Annotated in this window: 21 protein-coding genes and 1 tRNA gene; 15 read left to right on the forward strand and 7 right to left on the reverse strand. The window is 53.5% G+C overall.

Features of this window, described 5'->3' with window-relative positions:
* Positions 1-226 precede the first annotated feature (226 nt).
* Both TRICHSKD4_RS07320 and TRICHSKD4_RS07325 read left to right on the forward strand, forming a co-directional pair.
* Positions 227-676, forward strand: a complete 450-nt coding sequence (locus TRICHSKD4_RS07320; protein WP_040616488.1) for a MarR family winged helix-turn-helix transcriptional regulator — start codon at positions 227-229, stop codon at positions 674-676.
* Entirely contained in the window at positions 651-1028 is a 378-nt protein-coding gene (locus TRICHSKD4_RS07325; RefSeq protein ID WP_040616490.1) for a response regulator, read from the forward strand. Before TRICHSKD4_RS07320 ends, TRICHSKD4_RS07325 begins: the two co-directional genes overlap by 26 nt.
* A 336-nt stretch (positions 1029-1364) precedes the next feature.
* Here TRICHSKD4_RS07325 and phnF read toward each other — a convergent pair whose 3' ends face one another.
* Positions 1365-2078 carry a phosphonate metabolism transcriptional regulator PhnF gene (gene phnF, locus TRICHSKD4_RS07330; protein ID WP_009466860.1) on the reverse strand — a complete coding sequence of 238 codons (714 nt, stop codon included), beginning with the start codon at positions 2076-2078 and terminating at the stop codon, positions 1365-1367.
* A 160-nt stretch (positions 2079-2238) separates the two neighbouring features.
* Here phnF and phnG point away from each other — a divergent pair, with 160 nt between their 5' ends.
* From phnG to phnL, 6 genes are read left to right on the forward strand one after another with little or no spacing between them, the layout of a single operon-like run.
* Positions 2239-2646: a phosphonate C-P lyase system protein PhnG gene (gene phnG / locus TRICHSKD4_RS07335; RefSeq protein WP_050763373.1), complete on the forward strand. Its 408-nt coding sequence runs from the start codon at positions 2239-2241 to the stop codon at positions 2644-2646.
* A complete protein-coding gene (phnH, locus tag TRICHSKD4_RS07340; protein ID WP_009466862.1) occupies positions 2643-3254 on the forward strand; it encodes a phosphonate C-P lyase system protein PhnH in 612 nt (203 codons plus the stop codon). The genes phnG and phnH overlap by 4 nt, the downstream gene beginning before the upstream one ends.
* Positions 3255-4337 carry a carbon-phosphorus lyase complex subunit PhnI gene (locus TRICHSKD4_RS07345; protein ID WP_009466863.1) on the forward strand — a complete coding sequence of 361 codons (1083 nt, stop codon included), beginning with the start codon at positions 3255-3257 and terminating at the stop codon, positions 4335-4337.
* Positions 4334-5212, forward strand: a complete 879-nt coding sequence (locus TRICHSKD4_RS07350; RefSeq protein WP_009466864.1) for an alpha-D-ribose 1-methylphosphonate 5-phosphate C-P-lyase PhnJ — start codon at positions 4334-4336, stop codon at positions 5210-5212. The genes TRICHSKD4_RS07345 and TRICHSKD4_RS07350 overlap by 4 nt, the downstream gene beginning before the upstream one ends.
* A gap of 35 nt (positions 5213-5247) precedes the next feature.
* Positions 5248-6009, forward strand: coding sequence for a phosphonate C-P lyase system protein PhnK (phnK, locus tag TRICHSKD4_RS07355; RefSeq protein WP_040616551.1), 762 nt, complete (start codon positions 5248-5250; stop codon positions 6007-6009).
* 2 nt (positions 6010-6011) lie between these two features.
* On the forward strand, positions 6012-6683 hold the full coding sequence (phnL, locus tag TRICHSKD4_RS07360) for a phosphonate C-P lyase system protein PhnL (RefSeq protein WP_009466866.1): 672 nt from the start codon (positions 6012-6014) through the stop codon (positions 6681-6683).
* Positions 6684-6731: 48 nt separating this feature from the next.
* Here phnL and TRICHSKD4_RS07365 read toward each other — a convergent pair.
* Positions 6732-6821: transfer RNA gene (locus TRICHSKD4_RS07365), tRNA-Ser, on the reverse strand.
* Positions 6822-7165: 344 nt separating this feature from the next.
* Here TRICHSKD4_RS07365 and TRICHSKD4_RS07370 point away from each other — a divergent pair.
* From TRICHSKD4_RS07370 to pabB, 5 genes are all read left to right on the forward strand, one after another.
* Positions 7166-7489 (forward strand): hypothetical protein, encoded by a 324-nt coding sequence (locus TRICHSKD4_RS07370; RefSeq protein WP_009466869.1) that lies wholly within the window; start codon positions 7166-7168, stop codon positions 7487-7489.
* Positions 7490-7578: 89 nt separating this feature from the next.
* Complete coding sequence (msrA, locus tag TRICHSKD4_RS07375) at positions 7579-8223, forward strand: peptide-methionine (S)-S-oxide reductase MsrA (RefSeq protein WP_040616492.1); 645 nt, start codon at positions 7579-7581, stop codon at positions 8221-8223.
* A gap of 137 nt (positions 8224-8360) precedes the next feature.
* Complete coding sequence (locus TRICHSKD4_RS07380; protein ID WP_009466871.1) at positions 8361-8696, forward strand: hypothetical protein; 336 nt, start codon at positions 8361-8363, stop codon at positions 8694-8696.
* Positions 8689-10182, forward strand: coding sequence for a methyl-accepting chemotaxis protein (locus tag TRICHSKD4_RS07385; RefSeq protein ID WP_009466872.1), 1494 nt, complete (start codon positions 8689-8691; stop codon positions 10180-10182). Before TRICHSKD4_RS07380 ends, TRICHSKD4_RS07385 begins: the two co-directional genes overlap by 8 nt.
* 188 nt (positions 10183-10370) lie before the next feature.
* Positions 10371-12200, forward strand: a complete 1830-nt coding sequence (gene pabB, locus TRICHSKD4_RS07390; protein ID WP_208993024.1) for an aminodeoxychorismate synthase component I — start codon at positions 10371-10373, stop codon at positions 12198-12200.
* Positions 12201-12221: 21 nt separating this feature from the next.
* On the opposite strand, the gene TRICHSKD4_RS07395 is transcribed toward pabB, so the two are convergent.
* Positions 12222-12872 (reverse strand): nucleotidyltransferase family protein, encoded by a 651-nt coding sequence (locus TRICHSKD4_RS07395; RefSeq protein WP_009466874.1) that lies wholly within the window; start codon positions 12870-12872, stop codon positions 12222-12224.
* A gap of 179 nt (positions 12873-13051) precedes the next feature.
* Between TRICHSKD4_RS07395 and TRICHSKD4_RS07400 the strand changes: the two genes are divergently transcribed.
* Positions 13052-13372 carry a hypothetical protein gene (locus TRICHSKD4_RS07400; protein WP_009466875.1) on the forward strand — a complete coding sequence of 107 codons (321 nt, stop codon included), beginning with the start codon at positions 13052-13054 and terminating at the stop codon, positions 13370-13372.
* A gap of 62 nt (positions 13373-13434) precedes the next feature.
* Here TRICHSKD4_RS07400 and pheT read toward each other — a convergent pair whose 3' ends face one another.
* From pheT to TRICHSKD4_RS07420, 4 genes are all read right to left on the reverse strand, one after another.
* Positions 13435-15852, reverse strand: coding sequence for a phenylalanine--tRNA ligase subunit beta (pheT, locus tag TRICHSKD4_RS07405; RefSeq protein ID WP_009466876.1), 2418 nt, complete (start codon positions 15850-15852; stop codon positions 13435-13437).
* Positions 15853-15934: 82 nt separating this feature from the next.
* Positions 15935-16591: a hypothetical protein gene (locus TRICHSKD4_RS07410; RefSeq protein WP_009466877.1), complete on the reverse strand. Its 657-nt coding sequence runs from the start codon at positions 16589-16591 to the stop codon at positions 15935-15937.
* A gap of 37 nt (positions 16592-16628) precedes the next feature.
* On the reverse strand, positions 16629-17711 hold the full coding sequence (gene pheS, locus TRICHSKD4_RS07415) for a phenylalanine--tRNA ligase subunit alpha (RefSeq protein ID WP_009466878.1): 1083 nt from the start codon (positions 17709-17711) through the stop codon (positions 16629-16631).
* Positions 17712-18010: 299 nt separating this feature from the next.
* Positions 18011-18958: a LysR substrate-binding domain-containing protein gene (locus TRICHSKD4_RS07420; protein WP_009466880.1), complete on the reverse strand. Its 948-nt coding sequence runs from the start codon at positions 18956-18958 to the stop codon at positions 18011-18013.
* A gap of 126 nt (positions 18959-19084) precedes the next feature.
* Between TRICHSKD4_RS07420 and TRICHSKD4_RS30665 the strand changes: the two genes are divergently transcribed.
* On the forward strand, positions 19085-19222 hold the full coding sequence (locus tag TRICHSKD4_RS30665; RefSeq protein WP_009466881.1) for a hypothetical protein: 138 nt from the start codon (positions 19085-19087) through the stop codon (positions 19220-19222).
* The last annotated feature ends 73 nt before the right edge of the window (positions 19223-19295 follow it).

Here is a 19295-nt window from a genome sequence, read left to right on the forward strand (position 1 = left end):
TAAGTTGATTCATTTTGTGATCAGGTCTGACAGCACACGGGGTGATAAATTGATGTATTGCCCTTTCGAGGTGTTGGTGCGAATGTACAATGTAAGTGCTGTGCCGAGTAAAAAAGTGAAAGGCTCAAGTCAAAATTGCCTCTACTCAAAGTCTATTTTTTTCGATAGTTCTGTCTTGCGTAAAAACAACATATTGCTGTTACCTATATGAGGTCCGGTCCTGGCAATGATAAAAAAAGATGTCGCTGCGGCAATTTTGATGGAAAAAATCGTCCGGGATGTTTATTCCAATAAGGGGTCTCGGGAAGTTCAGCCGTTGCAATGGTCGATTTTGCGGTATTTGGATCGTGCATCAGCAAAGAGTAGCGACTTGACATCCATAGCCAGATTTTTGGGTTTGACTCTGTCGCCGATTAGTAGAGCGGTGCAGACGTTGGAAAAACGTGGGTTTGTTACAAAGCGACCTGATCCGCAGTCGGGTCGCGCGGTTGTCATTTCATTGTCGGACGAGGGTCAGGCAATTCTTGAGGCGGATCCTATCCTGAAAATTGCAGGCAAGATCAACGCCCTTCCGGAGGCTGAGCGCGAACAGTTTAGAACCGCACTCAGATCGTTATGGCTGCTGGAACAAATAGAAGATGGGGATGCGGATGGCGCAGATCTTGCTCATCGATGACGACGCCGATCTAGTAGAGCTATTTGCGGATATGCTCAGCCATGACGGGTTTAAAGTCAGTACAGCCGAAACGTTTCAGGCGGGGATAGATTTGATCCGCAATGGCTTTGTGCCGGATGCCATGATTGTCGATTTCTGGATTGGAAACGAAGATCCGGTTGGCTTTTTGGATGCTGTTAAGGCAGAGCACCCGGATATTCCATTTTTGATTATTTCCGGGGGGCGGGATGCCCTCTCACTTGAGATGACACAGGCTGTCGCTGAAATCAGTGGTGCAGTTGTATTTTTGCAAAAACCATTTCGCCGTGCCGATCTTACCAGCGCACTTAACGGAATTTTAGCAACAAATTGAGGCGTCTAACCGCCGTAAATCGACTCATGCGATAAATAACTATGTCGAGTTCAATTTCCTGCTTGACATTAGTTGCCACTAGCAATAGAAAGTTATTGTCGGAGAAACAAAGAGACTACGGCTCAGTATGGGTGTCAAAAAATACTGAAGCAAAAGCTTCGCCTAGGCTGTGTTTGAGTTAACAATCCCAATTCCGGCTAGTGCATCTAATGCGCGAAAAGCTGATTGCCTGTGGCCCCATCGCATAACAGTCAGCCGATAAACTAACATCTGACAGGCCGCCTTGGCGGCCTTTATATTTTTCAAATATAAATGTTTGGAACAGGCTTTGTTCGATCAGGTTTCCGCGTCAACCGAAAGGGTGACGCGATCACCCGCAAACCATGTTGCGCCATATTCAACAGGTTGCCCATCGCTCGTTATGTTGATCGATATTGACTTTAGGACAGGCGCGTTTTCTGGAATTTTCAGTTTCAGGGCGACAAGGTTGGTCGCGCGCTTCGATGTCAGGCGTGTGCTGGCGCGTGTGTAGTCGTTTACGCCGCAAGAATTGAGGGCATGTGTGGTAGATCCAGTTGCTTGAATGTGTCTAAGCAAATCGGGGTACGGCCCGGCTGGAAAAGCCGAGCGAAACACAGCGAGCGGAACATCATCTGCATATGAAATGCCCTCGATGACATGTACTTTTTCCCCCTCAACCAGCTTGAGCGCATTTCTTTCTTTTTCGTTTGCACTGCGGGTCTCTGAGGCGGTTATTTCCCGTGACCCAGCTTTGCCAATTGCGGAGAGGTTTTGGTGAAATCGGACGCGTTTTCCAATTGGGTAGTCAATTGGCGTGGTTGCGACAAAGGCCCCAGCGCCCCGCCGTGTAAAAATCACACCATCGTCAACAAGTGCGGCGAGGGACTGACGAACAGTGTGACGGTTGACTCCAAAGCGAGCGGCGAGTTGGGCCTCTGTCGGCAATTTATCGCCCGACTTGTAGTGAGCATTTGAGATATCCGAAAACACCGTATCTCGGATGGTCTTCCAAAGTGGTTCGCGGGCCATGTGGGTCCTGTCATCAAAACTTCACCAAAAGATCATTGCCAGTGAAAGGGCAACTCGATAATATTTGTCTAGTTGTATAGTAATCTAGACAAATTTACAAGATGTCGAGGATCTCGTGCCTGATCAAACGGAAGAAAGCATCGCTAAACGGAAGTCCTGGATGTCAACGTTGGCGAAGGGGAAATCAGCGTCGATTGGCAAATTGTTTCCCGATCTTCCAGTGTATGAAGTCATTCGTGCGCCGGAAACAGGAACCGTGATGGTCCGCGGCCGGACCGGTGGAACCGGCGCGTCGTTCAATCTAGGGGAAATGACTGTGACCCGATGTGCCGTACGACTGCCAGATGGAACCACTGGGCATGGGTATGTTCAGGGGCGAGACGGAGAGCATGCAACCCGGGCGGCTATCATTGACGCCCTCATGCAAGGTGTCGATGCCGAGAGAGTGGCGGCGGAGGTGATCGCCCCGCTTGAAGCAGAGTTCGAGGCATCTCGCCAAAGCCGCGCGGAAAAAGCGGCTGCGACGAAGGTGGACTTCTTCACGATGGTTCGAGGAGAAGATCAATGAACATGCATAAGACGGCTGGCGGAGGGTTCAAAGACGCGCCTGTTGAGGCTGCGCGAAGTTTTCGGATTCTGATGAACGCCATGGCCCGTCCCGGCAGCATCTCGCAACTGGATGCGATAGAGCCACCAGATCCACTTTCCCCTGCAGCTGGCACTGCTCTTTTGACGCTCGCTGATCCCACAACACCTGTTTTTCTAGCCGGAGCGGCAGATACGGAAACGGCGAGGAATTGGGTCGCATTTCATATTGGTGCGCCAATCATAGAGCCATCGGATCTTCGCTCCTTTGCTGGGCGTGGCAGACCACCGGGGGAGGTGTTCGCTGTAGGGGCGTGGGCAGACTTACGGGGGCATCTCGAGGCCCTTCCGATAGGACGGCCCGATTATCCGGATCGCTCGGCAACTTTGATTGCAGATTTACCGACAATCGCTAACTCCGGAGCAAAATTATCTGGTCCTGGGATCCGGGCCATTGAAGCTCTGTCCCTGCCTGAAACGGAGGTGTTTCAGGAGAATAACGCACGCTTCCCACTTGGTTTTGATGTGTTTTTCACCTCCGGCTCCTTGGTGGCTGCACTGCCAAGGTCAACGCGAGTGGAGGCTGCTTGAATGTATGTAGCAGTAAAAGGCGGCGAACGGGCGATCGACAATGCGCATGCCTGGCGGGATGAAGAGCGACGGGGTGACACCTCAATCCCAGAGGTGTCATTGGCTCAAATTCGAGAACAGTTGGCTCTTGCGGTTAATCGTGTGATGGCCGAGGGCTCTCTGTTTGATGCAGACTTGGCGGCTTTGGCCATTAAGCAGTCTCGGGGAGATTTGATTGAGGCCATATTTCTGATCCGTGCTTATCGCACGACGTTACCGCGTTTCGGGGCAAGCCGTCCTGTAGCGACATCAAAGATGGCCGTCGATCGCCGTGTGTCGGCAACATTTAAGGATCTGCCGGGTGGGCAAATCCTTGGGCCAACTTTTGACTACACCCATCGGCTTTTGGACTTCAAACTGGCTGCGGAAGGTAAAGCCCCGGAAGTTAAAATCGCGCCGGCCACCAAGGAAGATGTGCCGCATGTCACAAGCTTTCTCAACAAGGATGGCTTGATTGAAACCGAACTGCCGTCAAACGAAGAGCCACGTGACCTGACGCGGGAACCCTTGGAGTTTCCGGCAGGACGCGATTTGCGCCTCCAGTCAATGGCGCGGGGAGATGAGGGGTTCATCCTGTCACTCGCTTACTCCACCCAGCGCGGGTACGGGCGCACTCATGCCTTTGTCGGTGAATTGAGGATCGGACGGGTCGCGGTCGAAATGGACATCCCTGAACTGGGGTTTGCCATTGAGATCGGAGAGGTTGAACTTACTGAATGCGAAACCGTCAATCAGTTCAAGGGCTCTAAAACTGAGCCACCGCAGTTCACGCGTGGCTATGGATTGGTGTTTGGTCAATCTGAGCGCAAGGCCATCGCCATGTCACTGCTTGATCGAAGCCTGCGTTGGCAGGAACTGGGTGAGGACTTTGTCGGCGCACCTGCGCAAGACGAAGAGTTTGTTCTGGCCCATTGCGACAACATTCAGGCCACCGGTTTTCTGGAGCATATCAAACTGCCGCATTACGTCGATTTTCAAAGTGAATTGGAACTTGTCCGTCGTCTGCGTACCGAGGCAGAAGCGGCACAGGAGGCAGCCGAATGAACGCGCAAGCTTACAATTTTGCCTATTTGGATGAGCAAACGAAGCGAATGATCCGGCGCGCCATCTTAAAAGGCCTCGCGATCCCGGGATATCAGGTGCCGTTTGCAAGTCGGGAAATGCCAATGCCCTATGGTTGGGGCACCGGCGGCGTGCAGGTGACGGCAGCCTGCCTTGTGCCCGAAGACAAACTGAAGGTGATTGATCAGGGGGCGGACGATACGACCAACGCTGTCAGTATTCGCAAGTTTTTTGAAAAGACGGCGGGTGTTGAAGTAACGGAGGCAACCGGTGAGGCAAGTCTCATTCAAACGCGCCATCGCATCCCGGAACAAGACCTGAGCAAGGATCAGATCCTCGTCTATCAGGTGCCAATCCCCGAGCCGTTACGCTTTCTTGAGCCACGCGAAACAGAGACGCGGAAAATGCACGAACTGGAAGAATACGGTCTCATGCATGTGAAACTTTACGAGGACATTTCCCGGCACGGTGAGATTTCCACTTCCTATGCCTATCCGGTGAAAGTCGAAGGGCGCTATATCATGGACCCGTCTCCAATCCCGAAATTCGATAATCCCAAACTGTCAGACAGTTCTGCAATTCAGCTGTTTGGTGCGGGGCGGGAGCAGCGCATCTACGCTTTGCCTCCTTACACAGATGTCCAAAGTCTCGATTTTGAAGATTATCCCTTTGAGGTGTCAAAGGCCCCGCATGACTGTGATCTTTGCGGTGCAAAGGACACCTATCTGGATGAAGTGATCACCGATGATGCGGGAAGCCGCATGTATGTGTGCTCTGATACCGATTTCTGCTCCACCAGGCGCCAGAACGGTCATGTTGGCCGCTTGGGTACACCCGTTTCAAGCGAGGTCGCGTGATGACCGCGGCGGTTGCTCAGATACAGACCAATTCCATTGAAGATGCGCCTCTGCTCAAGGTGCAAAATCTCGCCAAGTTTTATGGCAGCCGGGTTGGATGCCAAAATGTGTCCTTTGATCTTTTCCCCGGTGAGGTGTTGGGCATTGTCGGGGAAAGTGGGTCAGGAAAATCCACCCTGTTGGCAGCGCTGGCTGGGCACCACCAACCGGACCGTGGAACCATTCACTATCGTGATCAGGATATTCTGGCGCTTCAGGAAAGTGAGCGTCGGCGATTGAGCCGAACTGAGTGGGCGTTTGTCCACCAGAACCCGCGCGATGGACTTCGTTTGGGTGTTAGCGCTGGTGGCAATGTTGGCGAACGCTTGATGTCTGTTGGCAGTCGGCACTACGGCAATATCCGCACGCAAGCACTGGATTGGCTGGAACGGGTCGAGATTTCACCAGACCGGATCGATGACCGCCCGTCCTCCTTTTCCGGAGGAATGCAGCAACGTCTTCAAATCGCCCGCAACTTGGTGACCAGTCCAAAGTTGGTTTTCATGGACGAACCGACAGGGGGGCTGGATGTCAGTGTTCAGGCACGTCTTTTGGACTTGCTTCGCGGTCTTGTGCGAACTCTCGGACTGTCCGTGATCATCGTCACCCACGATTTGGCTGTTGTCCGCCTTTTGGCAGATCGCTTGATGGTCATGAAATCTGGTGAAGTGGTGGAGCAGGGGCTAACAGATCAAGTGTTGGACGACCCACAACACGGGTATACCCAGCTTCTTGTATCCTCGGTTTTGCAGGTGTGAAAATGATCCAGATTGAAAACCTGTCAAAAAGCTTCACGCTCCACAATCAGGGTGGTGCCGTCATACCGGTCATGTGCGGAGCGACATTAACCGTAGAGCCGGGCGAATGTGTCGGCCTGATCGGGCAGTCGGGCGCGGGCAAGTCCACCTTGATGCGGATGATCTACGGCAACTATCTGGCAGCTGGCGGGCAAATCCGGATTGGCAACGTAGGTGTTGTCGGCGCAACGCCTCGCGAGCTGATCCGTTTGCGCCGGGAAACGCTTGGCTATGTCAGTCAGTTCCTGCGTGTGGTTCCACGCGTGCCAACGGTCGATGTTGTTGCAGACCCTTTGCTTCAATTGGGTGTATCAGAACGTCAGGCACGTTGTCGGGCAGAAGAACTGCTCAAGCGATTGAATATACCAGAGCGGCTCTGGAGCTTGTCACCGACCACCTTTTCCGGTGGAGAGCAGCAGCGGGTGAATATCGCGCGAGGTTTCGCGCATCCGTATCCAGCCCTGTTGCTGGATGAGCCAACTGCAAGTCTTGATGCGGCCAATCGCAAGGTGGTTCTGACGCTGATCGAAGAAGCCAAATCCCGCGGAGCTGCGGTTCTCGGCATATTCCACGACCAATCAGCCCGCGATCAGGTCTGCGACCGTCTCGTAGACGTTACAGCCTTCGCCCCCTGACAAGGTAAGCACCGAGCAGAGGCCATATAGGCAGGCATATAAGGAAAATGGCGGACAGAGAGGGATTCGAACCCTCGATACGGTTGCCCGTATACACGCGTTCCAGGCGTGCGCCTTCAGCCACTCGGCCACCTGTCCGTTTCGTCAAGCATTGCTGCCGGCGAGGCCCGCAATATACTCATGAAGGGTGGGAGCGCAAGTGGGGTGGCAGGTTTTTTCCCGCAGGTGGATAAGTTTTGTTCTCAAACGGATTTTTGCCCGTTTGAGAACAATGCGAACTGATGCGCTCCATCATTTCTTTCTGACGGAGTTTTGATCAGGTGTCACTGGGAATTCCGCTGTATTTAGCCCATTTGTAGCAGCGTTGCGGTATTGTCATTGAACAATCCGACAAGGGCAATTAAAGGTAAAGCCTGATTGCAGTCCCCCTGACAAATGGGGGTGGCGTCAAGCCGCATGAGTTTACCGCGGAGATTGTGAATATGACCGTTGTTCGATTTGTTGTGAGACTGTTTGGTTATGCTCTGTTGGCATCTGCGGTGATTGCGCTTATCGCCGACGGAAGCTACTCCATCGCGCAGTCGGAGCTGGCTACACGCTCATTCGGTCAGGTTTGGTTCACATATTCTGCTGAGAGCCTCAATCTCGCGCAGGCTGTGATCCAGCGCCATGTCAGCCCGGTGATCTGGGACCCGATCATTCAAACCTTGCTGACTTGGCCTGTTTGGGCGGTGACCGGTCCTTTGGCGATCCTTTTCCTTTGGCTGACCACCCCCGGTGAGCAACTGAAGCGGGCTTACGCCTGACTATTTGCCTCTCGTTCTGAAGTCGCGCTTGTGGTCATCCTGTCTGCCTTTCATAAAGAGGCAGGTGAATAGTTTGCGCGAGGCCGTTGATGTCTTTCATGACCATGCTCAGCCGAAAATTTGAGCTTCCCAAGCCGAATGAGGCACTACCCGGGCGCAGCGAACGCGTTTGCCCATATGACAAACACGCCAAACTTGGCAGGCCACTTCTTCCGCCCTACCCGGATAGCTATCGGTCTGTCATTCTCGGGATGGGCAGTTTCTGGGCGGCTGAGGCACTGTTCTGGTCTCTTCAGGGCATCTACGTCACAGCTGTCGGGTTTTCTGGCGGGCATACGCCAAACCCGACCTACAACGAAGTCGGAACGGGGCGAACTGGACATGCTGAAGTTGTTCAAGTGGTCTACGATCCGGACCTTATAGCCCTTGAAGACATTTTGAAGATATTTTGGGAAGGCCATAACCCCACACAAGGCATGCGGCAGGGCAATGATGTGGGCACGCAATATCGGTCATTGGTTTTGGTTGACCGGCAGGACGACCTTGAAGCAGCAGCGGCCGCAAAAGAGCGATATCAGCGAACATTGAATGAAGCAGGCGTCAAGTCGACGATCACCACTGTGATCGATGTTCAATCCGAATTCTATTTCGCCGAGGACTATCACCAACAATATTTGATAAAAAATCAGGGTGCAGATAAAGCCGTTAGAGGCTTGCAAGTGCCATTCGAATAGGTGGCTTAAAGTAATAAATATAGAAATAAGTACTGTAAAATATATCAATATGAAGTATTTTAAAGAATAAATCGATAGTTTTAAGGTCTGTTAATCATAATATCGGACGCTCTACTCAGGATTGGGTGGAGGGTCTTGTGAAAATTAAACTCTCCGGACTTTTGATCGCAGGTTATTTCGGCCTTGCGTTGATCTTGGTTCTGCTCGCTGGCCTGATGCCTTCGGAGCATGGGCGCGTCGCGGTCTTGCAATTTCCCTGGAGTGACCAGTCGGCAGTCGAGACTGTCGCACGGGCAGGGGGGCAGATTAATTCCGCGAGCGCACATGAATACGTTGCGATCACCCAATCAGAGAACAAGGGGTTTGTCTGGCACCTTTATCAGGAAGGGGCCGGAGTCGTGATTTCCGCATCTGCGGCGGCTGCGTGTGTGCGCCTGATTAAGACCGTCAAAAGGACTGACACTAATGGATGACCAAGAAGCAACTGAGATGTCCAGTGTTGATCAGCTGAGACACGCCTATTCTCTCAGACTGATCTACTTTTTGTGGCTGAATGTTCCGATAGTTGTGGGAACCGGATGGCTCGTGGGCCATGCTCCCATCACGTTTTTAGCCGGGATCGCGCTGTTGTTGGCTGTGGTTTCCACGGCTGTTTGGTTCAAGCGCGGCATCGCCAGTGAAACACGATATGTAACTTCCATCTCCATGGCGGCAATGGCTGGTCTGTTTGTGGCAGCGTTAGCGACACCGGATCAGGCTAATTCGCTCCAACTTGATGGGCATATGTATTTCTTTGTGGTGTTCGCTATCCTTGCCGGTTGGGTGGATTGGCGTCCGCTTGCGGCATATGCGGGTTTTGTTGCGCTCCATCACCTGTCATTGAATTTTGTCTACCCCACACTGGTGTTTCCCTATGGATCGGACCTGACACGGGTCGTTTTTCACGCCGTGATGGTTGTTGCTCAGTTTGCCTTCTTGTTCGCAGCGGTCAGTAAGCTGGCGAGCCTGCTTGCCCATAATGATGAGGCTAAGCAGAGCATCGAGAAAGTGCACCGGGAAACGATTGCGGCTTCTGCCTCTGAGGAAGAGCGCCGCGAGCAGGAGCACGCGGAGCAGACGCGCATCAATGAAATGATCGAAATGTTCCGTTCTGATATCGAAGCCAAACTGACTGCAGTGATTGCCAAAGTCAGTGATATGAGAAGCGCATCTCAAGAACTGAGTGGGGTCGCAGACGTCACGTCTCAGCGGGTCGCGTCCGCAACTGATGCCTCAGATCGTGCGTCGTCTAGTTCGGGAGCAGTTGCATCGGCGGCACATGAACTGTCTCAGTCGATTAGCGACATCTCCCAGCAGGTAGCTCAGGCCAAGCATATTGTGGTTTCGGCTTCAAAAAGCGCTGAATCCAGCAACGAGAAAGTGGCTGGTCTGGCTGAAGCAGCAAATCGCATTGGCGAAGTTGTGACCCTCATTCAAGCGATCGCAGAACAGACCAATCTTCTGGCGCTGAATGCAACAATCGAGGCTGCGCGGGCGGGAGAAGCTGGAAAGGGGTTTGCGGTCGTGGCTACCGAGGTCAAGGAACTGGCTATGCAGACCTCCAAGGCGACTGAAGAAATAGGCTCCCAGATATCAGCCATTCAGGCCGAGACGGAGGAAGTGGTGGATGCCATTGGAGAGATTTCGTCCACAATGGGCGAAGTGAGCAATTGCACGACTTCAATTGCAGATGCAGTAGAGCAGCAAAACGAACTAAACACCCGAATCTCTCATAATCTCGATGACGCTGTCAGCGGGGCCACTCGTGTTTCTGAAAACGTTTCGACGGTGTCAGATTCTGTCCAAGGCACCATGGGAGCTGCACAAACCGTTGCGGAATCGGCTGAGTTCCTTGAGCGGGAAGCCAATGAAATGCGCGGTTCTATCGAAGCATTCCTGCAGGATGTACGCGCTGCATAACGCCCTTATGAAACCGGTCGGTCAATTAGATCGCGACCGGTTTTCTCTTTCCCATCCATTTGATCAGAGATTTATCTCAGCTTGCTCTTGACCCTTGGTCGCTTGAGTGCCATTTGCCGACCTTCCTGTGACACCGAAACGGTGAGATTTTCGACCTTCTAGGCAATGCAAGAAGGCGGCGGTGAAGGATGAACGCGAAATCCATGCCTGCAAATCAATTGGCTCCTGGAACGGTGCTGCTGGTCGATGCCCTGAAGGACCGAGCTGCACGGCTGTTTCAGTCACCGCTGGACGTCATCACATGCAATGATCTGACACGTGTTTCTGAGGCCCTTCAAGCTGTCGAAAGGGCTCGAAAAAGCGGCAAGCATGTCGCTGGTTATCTGACATACGAACTGGGTTATGCGTTTGAAGAAAAACTGGCTGGGCGTTGGAAAAACACCGGTGAGCCTTTGCTGTGGTTTGGTGTTTACGAGGGTCCTGTATCCCTGTCTCTCAAAGAAACGCGGGAGCTGTTGAGCGGGACAGAGCCAAGGGAAAGTGGCAAGGTGTCCGTCTCCGGTTTCGATATGGATAAGCGGGAGTATGAAGATTCTTTTCGCGAGGTTCAAAACAACTTGGCGAAAGGCGACATCTATCAGGTCAACCTCACGATGCGGGCCGGTCTGCAACATGAAGGCGCGCCGGAGCATCTGTTTTCTGACCTTTTGAGTCGGCAGCCGGTGGCACATGCCGCTTTGGTGAAAACAGTCGACCGATCCATCCTGTCAGTATCTCCAGAACTGTTTTTGGAAAGACGCGCGAACACACTGCGAACGCGCCCCATGAAAGGAACCGCTGGCCGAGGTCGCACTATTGCGGAAGATCGTTCAATTACAGCGAATTTGGCGAGAGACCCAAAACAGCGTGCAGAAAACACCATGATTGTGGACTTGATGCGCAATGACCTCTCGCGCATTTGCAGGGCCGGGTCGGTGAAGGTGACGTCGCTTTGTGATGTTGAGCGTTATCGCACGGTCCACCAAATGACATCCACCATCGAAGGCGAGCTGGAAGCTGATGTTCAGTTTCCGAAAATCATAGAGCATCTTTTTCCTTGTGGGTCGATCACAGGTGCGCCGAAGCTGAGCGCCATGATGATAGCCGACCGGCTGGAAACATCGCCGCGCGGGGTCTACACCGGCTCAATTGGCGCAATGGAACCAAACGGAGACTTTGCGTTCAATGTGGCAATCCGCACGCTGGACCTGAAATCAAATGGGACAGGCGTTGCCGGAACCGGATCTGGTGTCGTCTTCGATTCAGGGGCCGGGCCTGAATATGACGAATGTGCGCTCAAGCTGAAGTTTTTGTCGTCAGACTTACCGGGTGTTGGTCTCATAGAAACTTTTGCTTATCTGCCCGAAGAAGGCTTTCTCTTGCTGGAACGTCATTTAAACCGGCTTGCGCGCTCCGCCAAGTATTTGGGATTTGTGTTTGAGGAAGAGCGCCTGCGGGGAGAGCTTTTCAAGGAGGTTAAAAGCTCAAGCGGTGCATTGCGCGTGCGTCTTGAAATGGCCGAAGACGGAACGGCTAGTATTCAGGCTATGCCGCTGGTGACTGCGAGCGATGACACGGTCTGGAAACTCTGTCTGGCGGATGAGCCCGTCGATTCTGGAAATGCGTACCTGTTTCATAAGACAACACATCGGGCCTTTTACGATGAGACACGAACCAGAATGGCCGCGGAACTCAGCGCTCAAGAAGTCTTGTTCGTCAATGAAAACGGCTTTTTGACGGAAGGGAGTTTCACAACCTTGTTCGTCAAGAAGAACGGCAAGCTTCTCACACCTGCCTTGGAGCATGGGCTGTTGCCGGGCATCTTGCGGGAAGCGCTTCTGGACAAGCGCTTAGCCTATGAGGCGGACCTGAGGCCGGAAGACTTGATAACCGCTGAAGCGCTTTTTGTCGGAAATTCAGTTCGCGGGCTGATCCGCTCTGAGTTGATGGCAGTGTCAGCTCTAAAGCAAGCTTCCTGATCGGTTTCCAGCCCCGACACCTCAGGCTTCTGGCCAAGGTTCAACCGTCAGCTCCGGCCAAAGCACCTTCATGCGGGCACCTTTTTCTATATGCGTCTTGCGATTGTCGAGCGCCGTATTTGGAACCAGCCGCATTGCAAAAATGTTGGACAGTCCAAAAGGAGCGTGCACGTGCATACGCTCATCCGCATCAAGACGAACGGCAACGGCATGGGTTTTCGCGGCATAGTTCACCAGGCTTTCCATGGAGCAGCCAAGAGGCGGATAGCAGCATCCAAATCGCTTTTCATACCAAAGATGAACTCTGGCTTGATTGCGGGTTTCGATCCGGTCTGCAAGGTCGGGCAGGGCGGCTTCAACCTTCTTAATGACCCGGTCTTCCGCCTCATAGCTGAGATCTGAGCCATCGAAATAAACGATGTCATAGTCCTTCAACCCGTGCTCATGGGGGCGATCCGTCATGATGTTCCACATGGTCTGATAGATGGCGCCTGAAACCAGCCAGCAGTCCGGAAGATCAAGCGATCGCATGGTTTCCAACAGCCGCATTAACGTTGGAACAGAGCGTACCACGGCGCTAATGCTTTGCTTACGTTCATCTTCACTCGAACGGTAAGGGTCAGCCAGCCTTTCCCAGTCCTTCAGTGCCGGTGCCATCTCTGTTGCTTGCATGATTTACCCCTGCTTTGTTCTCGATTTGTGTATCTGATTCACCATAGCGGGGGTAGGGTGATTGGGATGCTCGCAGGGCTCTTTGCTTATTCACGAAAATGCGATGTCTCGAAGCACTTGACGTTTGAGGTAGAAGGCCAATTTTGGGTTTACACTTGGTACGTTTCTGGAGACCGCCCATGACAGCTGTTTTTGCTAAAAGACTGGTGATGGCCAGTTTCGGTTTATTTCTGATCTTGGGATTGGGAACTCAGGCCGCCCATGCGCGCCCAGATAGTCGGTCTATGACGTGTGATCAGGCGCGGGAGCTGGTGAAAAAGAAGGGAGCAGTTGTCATGAACACCGGTCCCAAAACATATGACAGCTATGTTTACAGTCGACAATACTGTGTTTCGATCCAGCAGTTCCTGATCCGCGCAACGGTGCCGACCCGAGACAACAAGCAATGCCGCATAGGATATCTTTGCCAGCAAGAAAGCCCGCTGTACCGAGGGTACTGAAAATGAAAAAGCCCCGAACCAGTTGGTCGGGGCTTTTTGAAAACTTTCGGACCTGAACCTGCTTATCCGCGTAGCGTTCCGCCAGTTGCTTTTTCTACCGATGCAACGATTTTCTTCGACACGGCTTCAATGTCTTCATCGGTCAAGGTCTTTTTGACCGGTTGCAGAAGAACATCAATCGCCAGCGATTTTTGGTTCTCGTCAACACCCTTGCCCTTGTAGATGTCAAACAGTGTCACATCGCTGATAAGGGTCTTGTCGGCCCCACGTGCCGCTTTGAGCAGCTTTTCAGCTTCCACGCCGTCATCCACGACAAAGGCAAAGTCACGGCGGACCGGCATCAAGTCGGAGGCCTGCAATTTGCCCTTGGAGCGTGTGGCCTTGTTCTTTGGCTGCGGAAGTGCGTCGAGATAAACCTCAAACGCGACAACCGGTCCATCCAGATCAAGGTCTTTCAGGATGCGCGGATGGATTTCGCCAAAGACCGCAAGAGTGTTTTTCGGGCCTAGCTTCAAAGTGCCAGAACGACCGGGGTGGAAGTAATCTGGTGCATCGCGATAGACCTGCAATTTTTCAACCGGCGCACCGATTGCAGAAAGGGCTGCTTCTGCATCAGCCTTTGCATCAAACACGTCCACCGCATCCGAAGTACCGCTCCAATGGCGACCTGACCCTGCATGGCTTGCGGTGCCACGACGAATGCCAGCAGCGACCATTTTTTGATCATCCGGTTGGTCACCCGTGAAAATCTGTCCCACCTCAAAAAGGGCAGCATCCGGGAAGCCACGGTCCGCATTGCGCTGACCTGCTGTCAGAAGGCCGGGCAGTAGGCTCGGACGCATGTCCGACATGTCGGAGGAGATCGGATTGGCAAGCACGAGCGCATCGGCCCCACCGTCAAACGTGACGGCCTGATCGTGCGAAATGAAGGACCAGGTTACAGCCTCGTTCATGCCACGGGAGGCAAGAGACCGGCGGGCTTTTGAGCGTCTGATTTGGCCAGTTGTGAGAACGCGCGTTGTTACCGTGTCTGAGCGTGGCAACGGCGTGGAGGGCACGCGGTCAAGGCCGAGAATGCGCACAATCTCTTCCACAAGATCAGCCTTGCCTTCAATGTCTGGACGCCAGCTCGGCGGCGCCACTTTCACGACATCTCCGGTGCCGGAAATCCAGAAGCCGAGGGACTTCAAAGTAAGGTTCATTTCCGGAACAACGGTGTCGATGCCCGACAGACGTTTGACCTCCGCATAAGGGAAATCGATAATCCGGTTGGTTTCGGGAACCTCACCCGCTTGCACCACGTCCGACGGTTCGCCGCCACATAGGTCCAGAACCATCTGAGTGGCGGCCTCAAGGCCCGGCAGCATGTAGTCAGGGTCAACGCCGCGCTCAAACCGATACCGAGCATCGGTATTGACGCCAAGTTTGCGGCCAGTTGCAGCAATGCCGTTTTCGTCCCAAAGCGCAGATTCAATCAGCACATTGGTGGTTTCTTCCGTGCAGCCAGAAATTTCACCACCGAGAATACCGCCCAGGCTTTCAACGGCGTTATCGTCAGCAATCACACAGACGCTGTCATCAACCGTGTAGCTCTTGCCGTTCAAGCCATCGATGGTTTCGCCGTCCTTGCCACGGCGAACAACCAGATCGCCATGCACCTTGTCAGCGTCGAAAACGTGCAGCGGACGACCCTGATCGAAGGTCATGTAGTTGGTGATGTCCACCAGCGTGTTGATTGGGCGCAGGCCAATGGCCACCAGACGATCTTGCATCCATTTAGGCGAAGGGCCGTTCTTCACACCCTTGACCAAGCGAAGGCCAAACGCCTTGCAAAGAGCAGGAGTGTCACCGAACTCCAGATTCACATTGGTCGGGCACGGGAAGGTGCCTCGAACCTGCTTAAGTGGCCGCTCTTTCAACTTGCCGATCCCGGCTGCAGCCAGATCGCGTGCAATACCGTAAACCCCGGTACAATCCGGACGGTTCGGTGTCAGGCCAATCTCGATAATCGGATCATCAAGGCCTGCCCACTGTGCATAAGAAACGCCCACAGGCGCATCTTCCGGAAGGTCGATGATGCCATCATGCTCTTCAGACAATTCCAGCTCGCGCTCAGAGCACATCATGCCGAAACTTTCCACGTCACGGATTTTGCCGACTGCGAGCGTGAAGTCGAGACCAGGAACATAGTCACCCGGCCGTCCCAGTACGCCGACCAGCCCTTTGCGGGCATTCGGAGCACCGCATACGATCTGCAGCAGCTCACCGCTGCCATTGTCGACCTTGAGAACCTTCAAGCGGTCGGCATTCGGATGTTGTTCCGCATCCACTACCTTCGCGATTGTAAAAGGCTTCAAGCGTCCGGCACGGTTGGTTACTTCCTCGACCTCAAGGCCGATCATGGTCAGCTTTTCAACGATCTCGTCGAGGCTGGCTTCGGTCTCAAGATGATCCTTGAGCCATGACAAAGTGAATTTCATGCGTTCAACTCTTTTCGTGTCCGGCGCTGCGGCGTCTACAAGATCATGCCGGCAGCGGGAAAATCAGGGATTGGCTGTCAGATCAGTTACCGCCAAAGCGTTCAATATCCGGCAGCACGGAGCCTTCGGCATAGTTCTCGGCAAAGCGGCGTCCAATTTGCGACAGCTCAATGGTCCAACCCTGAACCAGTTCCGGTGTGATTTCACGGCCCGTGGAGATCGCTTGCGCAGCTTCCGTTTCAATCCTGTCCCGAAGCATGCCAAGCTCGATCTGAGCGGCATATTCAGCCCGGTATTTTCCAAGCCATCCAATGGCGACGACGACAATCATGACGAACAGCGCGGCAGAGCTGGCAAGGCTGGCCCATTTGGCTGTGCCACCAATGCGGCGGTCACTGGCAACAAGCACCATCGAGCAGATTGTCAGAAATCCGACGATGTAGATGGCGGACAGGAAGCTCTGATACTTTTCGGCAGCAGATGCTTCGTGAGACGCTCTCAGGCCGGTGATACGGTCTCGCAGATACAAAAGCGCGTCGGCCTGCGTGCCCAGCTTTTCGCGGAAGTACTCTCCGCAAAACCGCAGGCGCCCACGAGATTCGATTTTGTCAGCACATGATTCCAGAAATGATGTCGGTGTGGCCACACGAGCATCTTGGTCCGTGGTCTGGGCTACTGCGCCTGTTACAGCCATAAGGCTCAGAAGAACAGCGGCGATCAGTCTTGAAAGAAGCGGCATGGAAGGAAGCCTTCTTCGGAAATTGAGAGGGTGGCGATCAGTTCGACAACCCGCCAAACAGGGTCGGAAGGTCCAGCGGCCGGAAGCCGTAGTGCTGGACCCAGCGGATATCAGCGTCAAAGAAATCACGCAGATCAGGCATGCCGTATTTCAGCATGGCGATCCGGTCGATGCCCATGCCCCAGGCAAAGCCCTGATATTCATCTGGATCGAGGCCGCAATTGCGGATGACGTTCGGGTGGACCATGCCGCAGCCAAGGATCTCAAGCCAATCGGAGCCTTCGCCGATTTTCACTTCGTCACCAGAGCGGTCACACTGGATATCAACTTCCATGGACGGTTCTGTGAACGGAAAGAAGGATGGGCGGAAGCGCATCTTGATGTCGTCAACTTCAAAAAAGGACTTGCAGAACTCTTCCAAAACCCACTTGAGATGACCGAAATGCGATCCCTTGTCGATTACCAGACCTTCGACCTGGTGGAACACCGGCGTGTGGGTCTGGTCGCTGTCACACCGATAGGTTCGACCGGGAATGATCACACGGATTGGCGGTTCCTGGGTCCGCATGGTTCGAATTTGCACCGGCGACGTGTGTGTGCGGAGCAAAAGCCGCTCACCGTCTTCCTTTTCATTGAAGAAGAACGTGTCGTGCATTTCGCGGGCCGGATGGCCTTCGGGGAAATTCAGCGCCGTAAAGTTCAGCTCGTCGGTTTCAATGTCCGGGCCTTCGGCAACTGCAAAACCCATGTCGGCAAAGATCGCGGTTAGCTCATCAACAACCTGGCTGACAGGGTGAATGCGGCCGGTATCTGCCGGGCTTGCGCGCAACGGCAAAGTCACGTCAACAGTTTCGCTCTGAAGGCGTGCTTCCAGAGCAGCCTCTTCCAGAACGGTTTTGCGCGCGGCGATCGCGTCGGCAATGTCGGTTTTCAGCGCATTGAGGGCAGGGCCCATCGTCTTGCGCTCCTCCGGGCTCATCTTCCCGAGGGTTTTCATTTGCTCGGAGATGCAGCCCTTTTTGCCAAGAGCGGAAACGCGAATGTCTTCCAGGGCTGCTTCTGTTTCTGCTGAAGAAATTGCAGCCAGAAGCTCGGATTTAAGTGTGTCTAGTTGGGACATGCGGTCTTGTTGCGTCCTGTCGCGATAGATCGCGTTTGGTGTCAAACGTAGATGGTTCGGTGTTTTAGCAGAAATTGGGACATCCGCTACCTGTCAGGCGCATTTCATCGCGAACATGTGGCTGGATGTGAAGAGGGTTAGCCCATAAATCGCCCGCAGGCGGGCCCCTGCAACTTGGCAAGCCGGACCTGTCGCGCAGAAAGAGCGCGGTTCAGGGACTTTTGATCATGGTGTGCCAAGGTCATCATGGAGCGCACTCTACAAAGGCGTGCGCGAAAGGCAAGCCTCAATTCCGTTATTCAGGGTTGGCCGAAATTTGGAATTTGCTCGGGGTCTTCAACCACATCCTGCCCTTTTTGGCGCCCAATGGAGATTTGTAGTTCTTGCCTGAGCCATGAGGCAAACGCCTGCTTGGCCTTCGTCTGCGGAGCCGATGCGCTTGTAATCAGCCAATAGAACAAGCCTGTTGCCGGTCGGTCCGGAAAAGGCGAAATCAGCTGGCCGGTTTTCACGGCATAAACGGCAAGGGTCTCCCACGCCAAAAACACGCCTTGCCCCGCAATGGCAGCATCCAGACAAAGGGCCCCATCGGAATAGGAGGGCCCGTCTTCTGAGAGTTTTGGTTCAAGCCCGAAATGTCTAAACCATGTCGACCAGTCGTCAGTTTGGTCCTGATCTCGTATGATCGGCAGTTTGAAGATATCTTCAGGTGTCTGAATGTGCCTCGCCAATGCAGGGCTGCAGACAGGAAAAACACGCTGGCTGAGCAGTTTGTCTGCCCTGACACCAGAATAAGGACCGCGCCCGACCCGTATGCAGATGTCAACGTCGCTGGTGTTTGGATCTGCAAGATCAATAGAGGCTTCCACCCGCACCCGAATGCCGGGATGGGCTTTGTTGAATTTCTTCAAGTGCCAGACGAGCCATTTGCTTGCAAACACCGGAGCAACTGAAATGGTCAAGGCGTCTTCTCGCGCGCGCCGCGTCACTGCGATGGCGGTTGAAAGCGATGACATGGCCGATGTGAGGTGAGGCTGCATCGCGTTCAAGTGCGGTGTTGGCATAAGAGCGCGGTTTTGGCGCTCAAACAGAACCACGCCCAGCTGGGCCTCGACTTTTTGAAGCTGTGGACTGACCGCACCCATGGTGACACCCAACTCGCCAGCTGCCTCCTTTAAGGACCCAAGGCGGCCGACAGCTTCCACGGCGCGGAGGCCGGACAGGTGAATGCGGTTGAGATTTTTCATTTTAGAAAATCTAAAATAAAAAGCAGAAGAAGTCGATTTATTTTAGGGAAAAACCGCCTATGTTGAGAGCATAGCTAAACCTATACGAGGTTTGGCACCGCAAGAACAAAAATAGGAATGAAACACATGATGAAACTGTTCACACGCTATATGGGCTCTGCCTCCCGCCTCCAGTCATACGATCGGACCGATCCAATGTCCCATCCGATGGTTCAGCGCATGAGCCAGCGCGAATTGGCAGACCTGCCGCTTAATCGGCGATAAGGTTAGCGCCTAGCAAAATCTTACGTGATCATTTTGATCTGAAAAATGAAAACGGCGCCAGTTACCTGAGCGC

The organism is Roseibium sp. TrichSKD4 (genome assembly GCF_000148725.1).
Taxonomy (GTDB): domain Bacteria; phylum Pseudomonadota; class Alphaproteobacteria; order Rhizobiales; family Stappiaceae; genus Roseibium.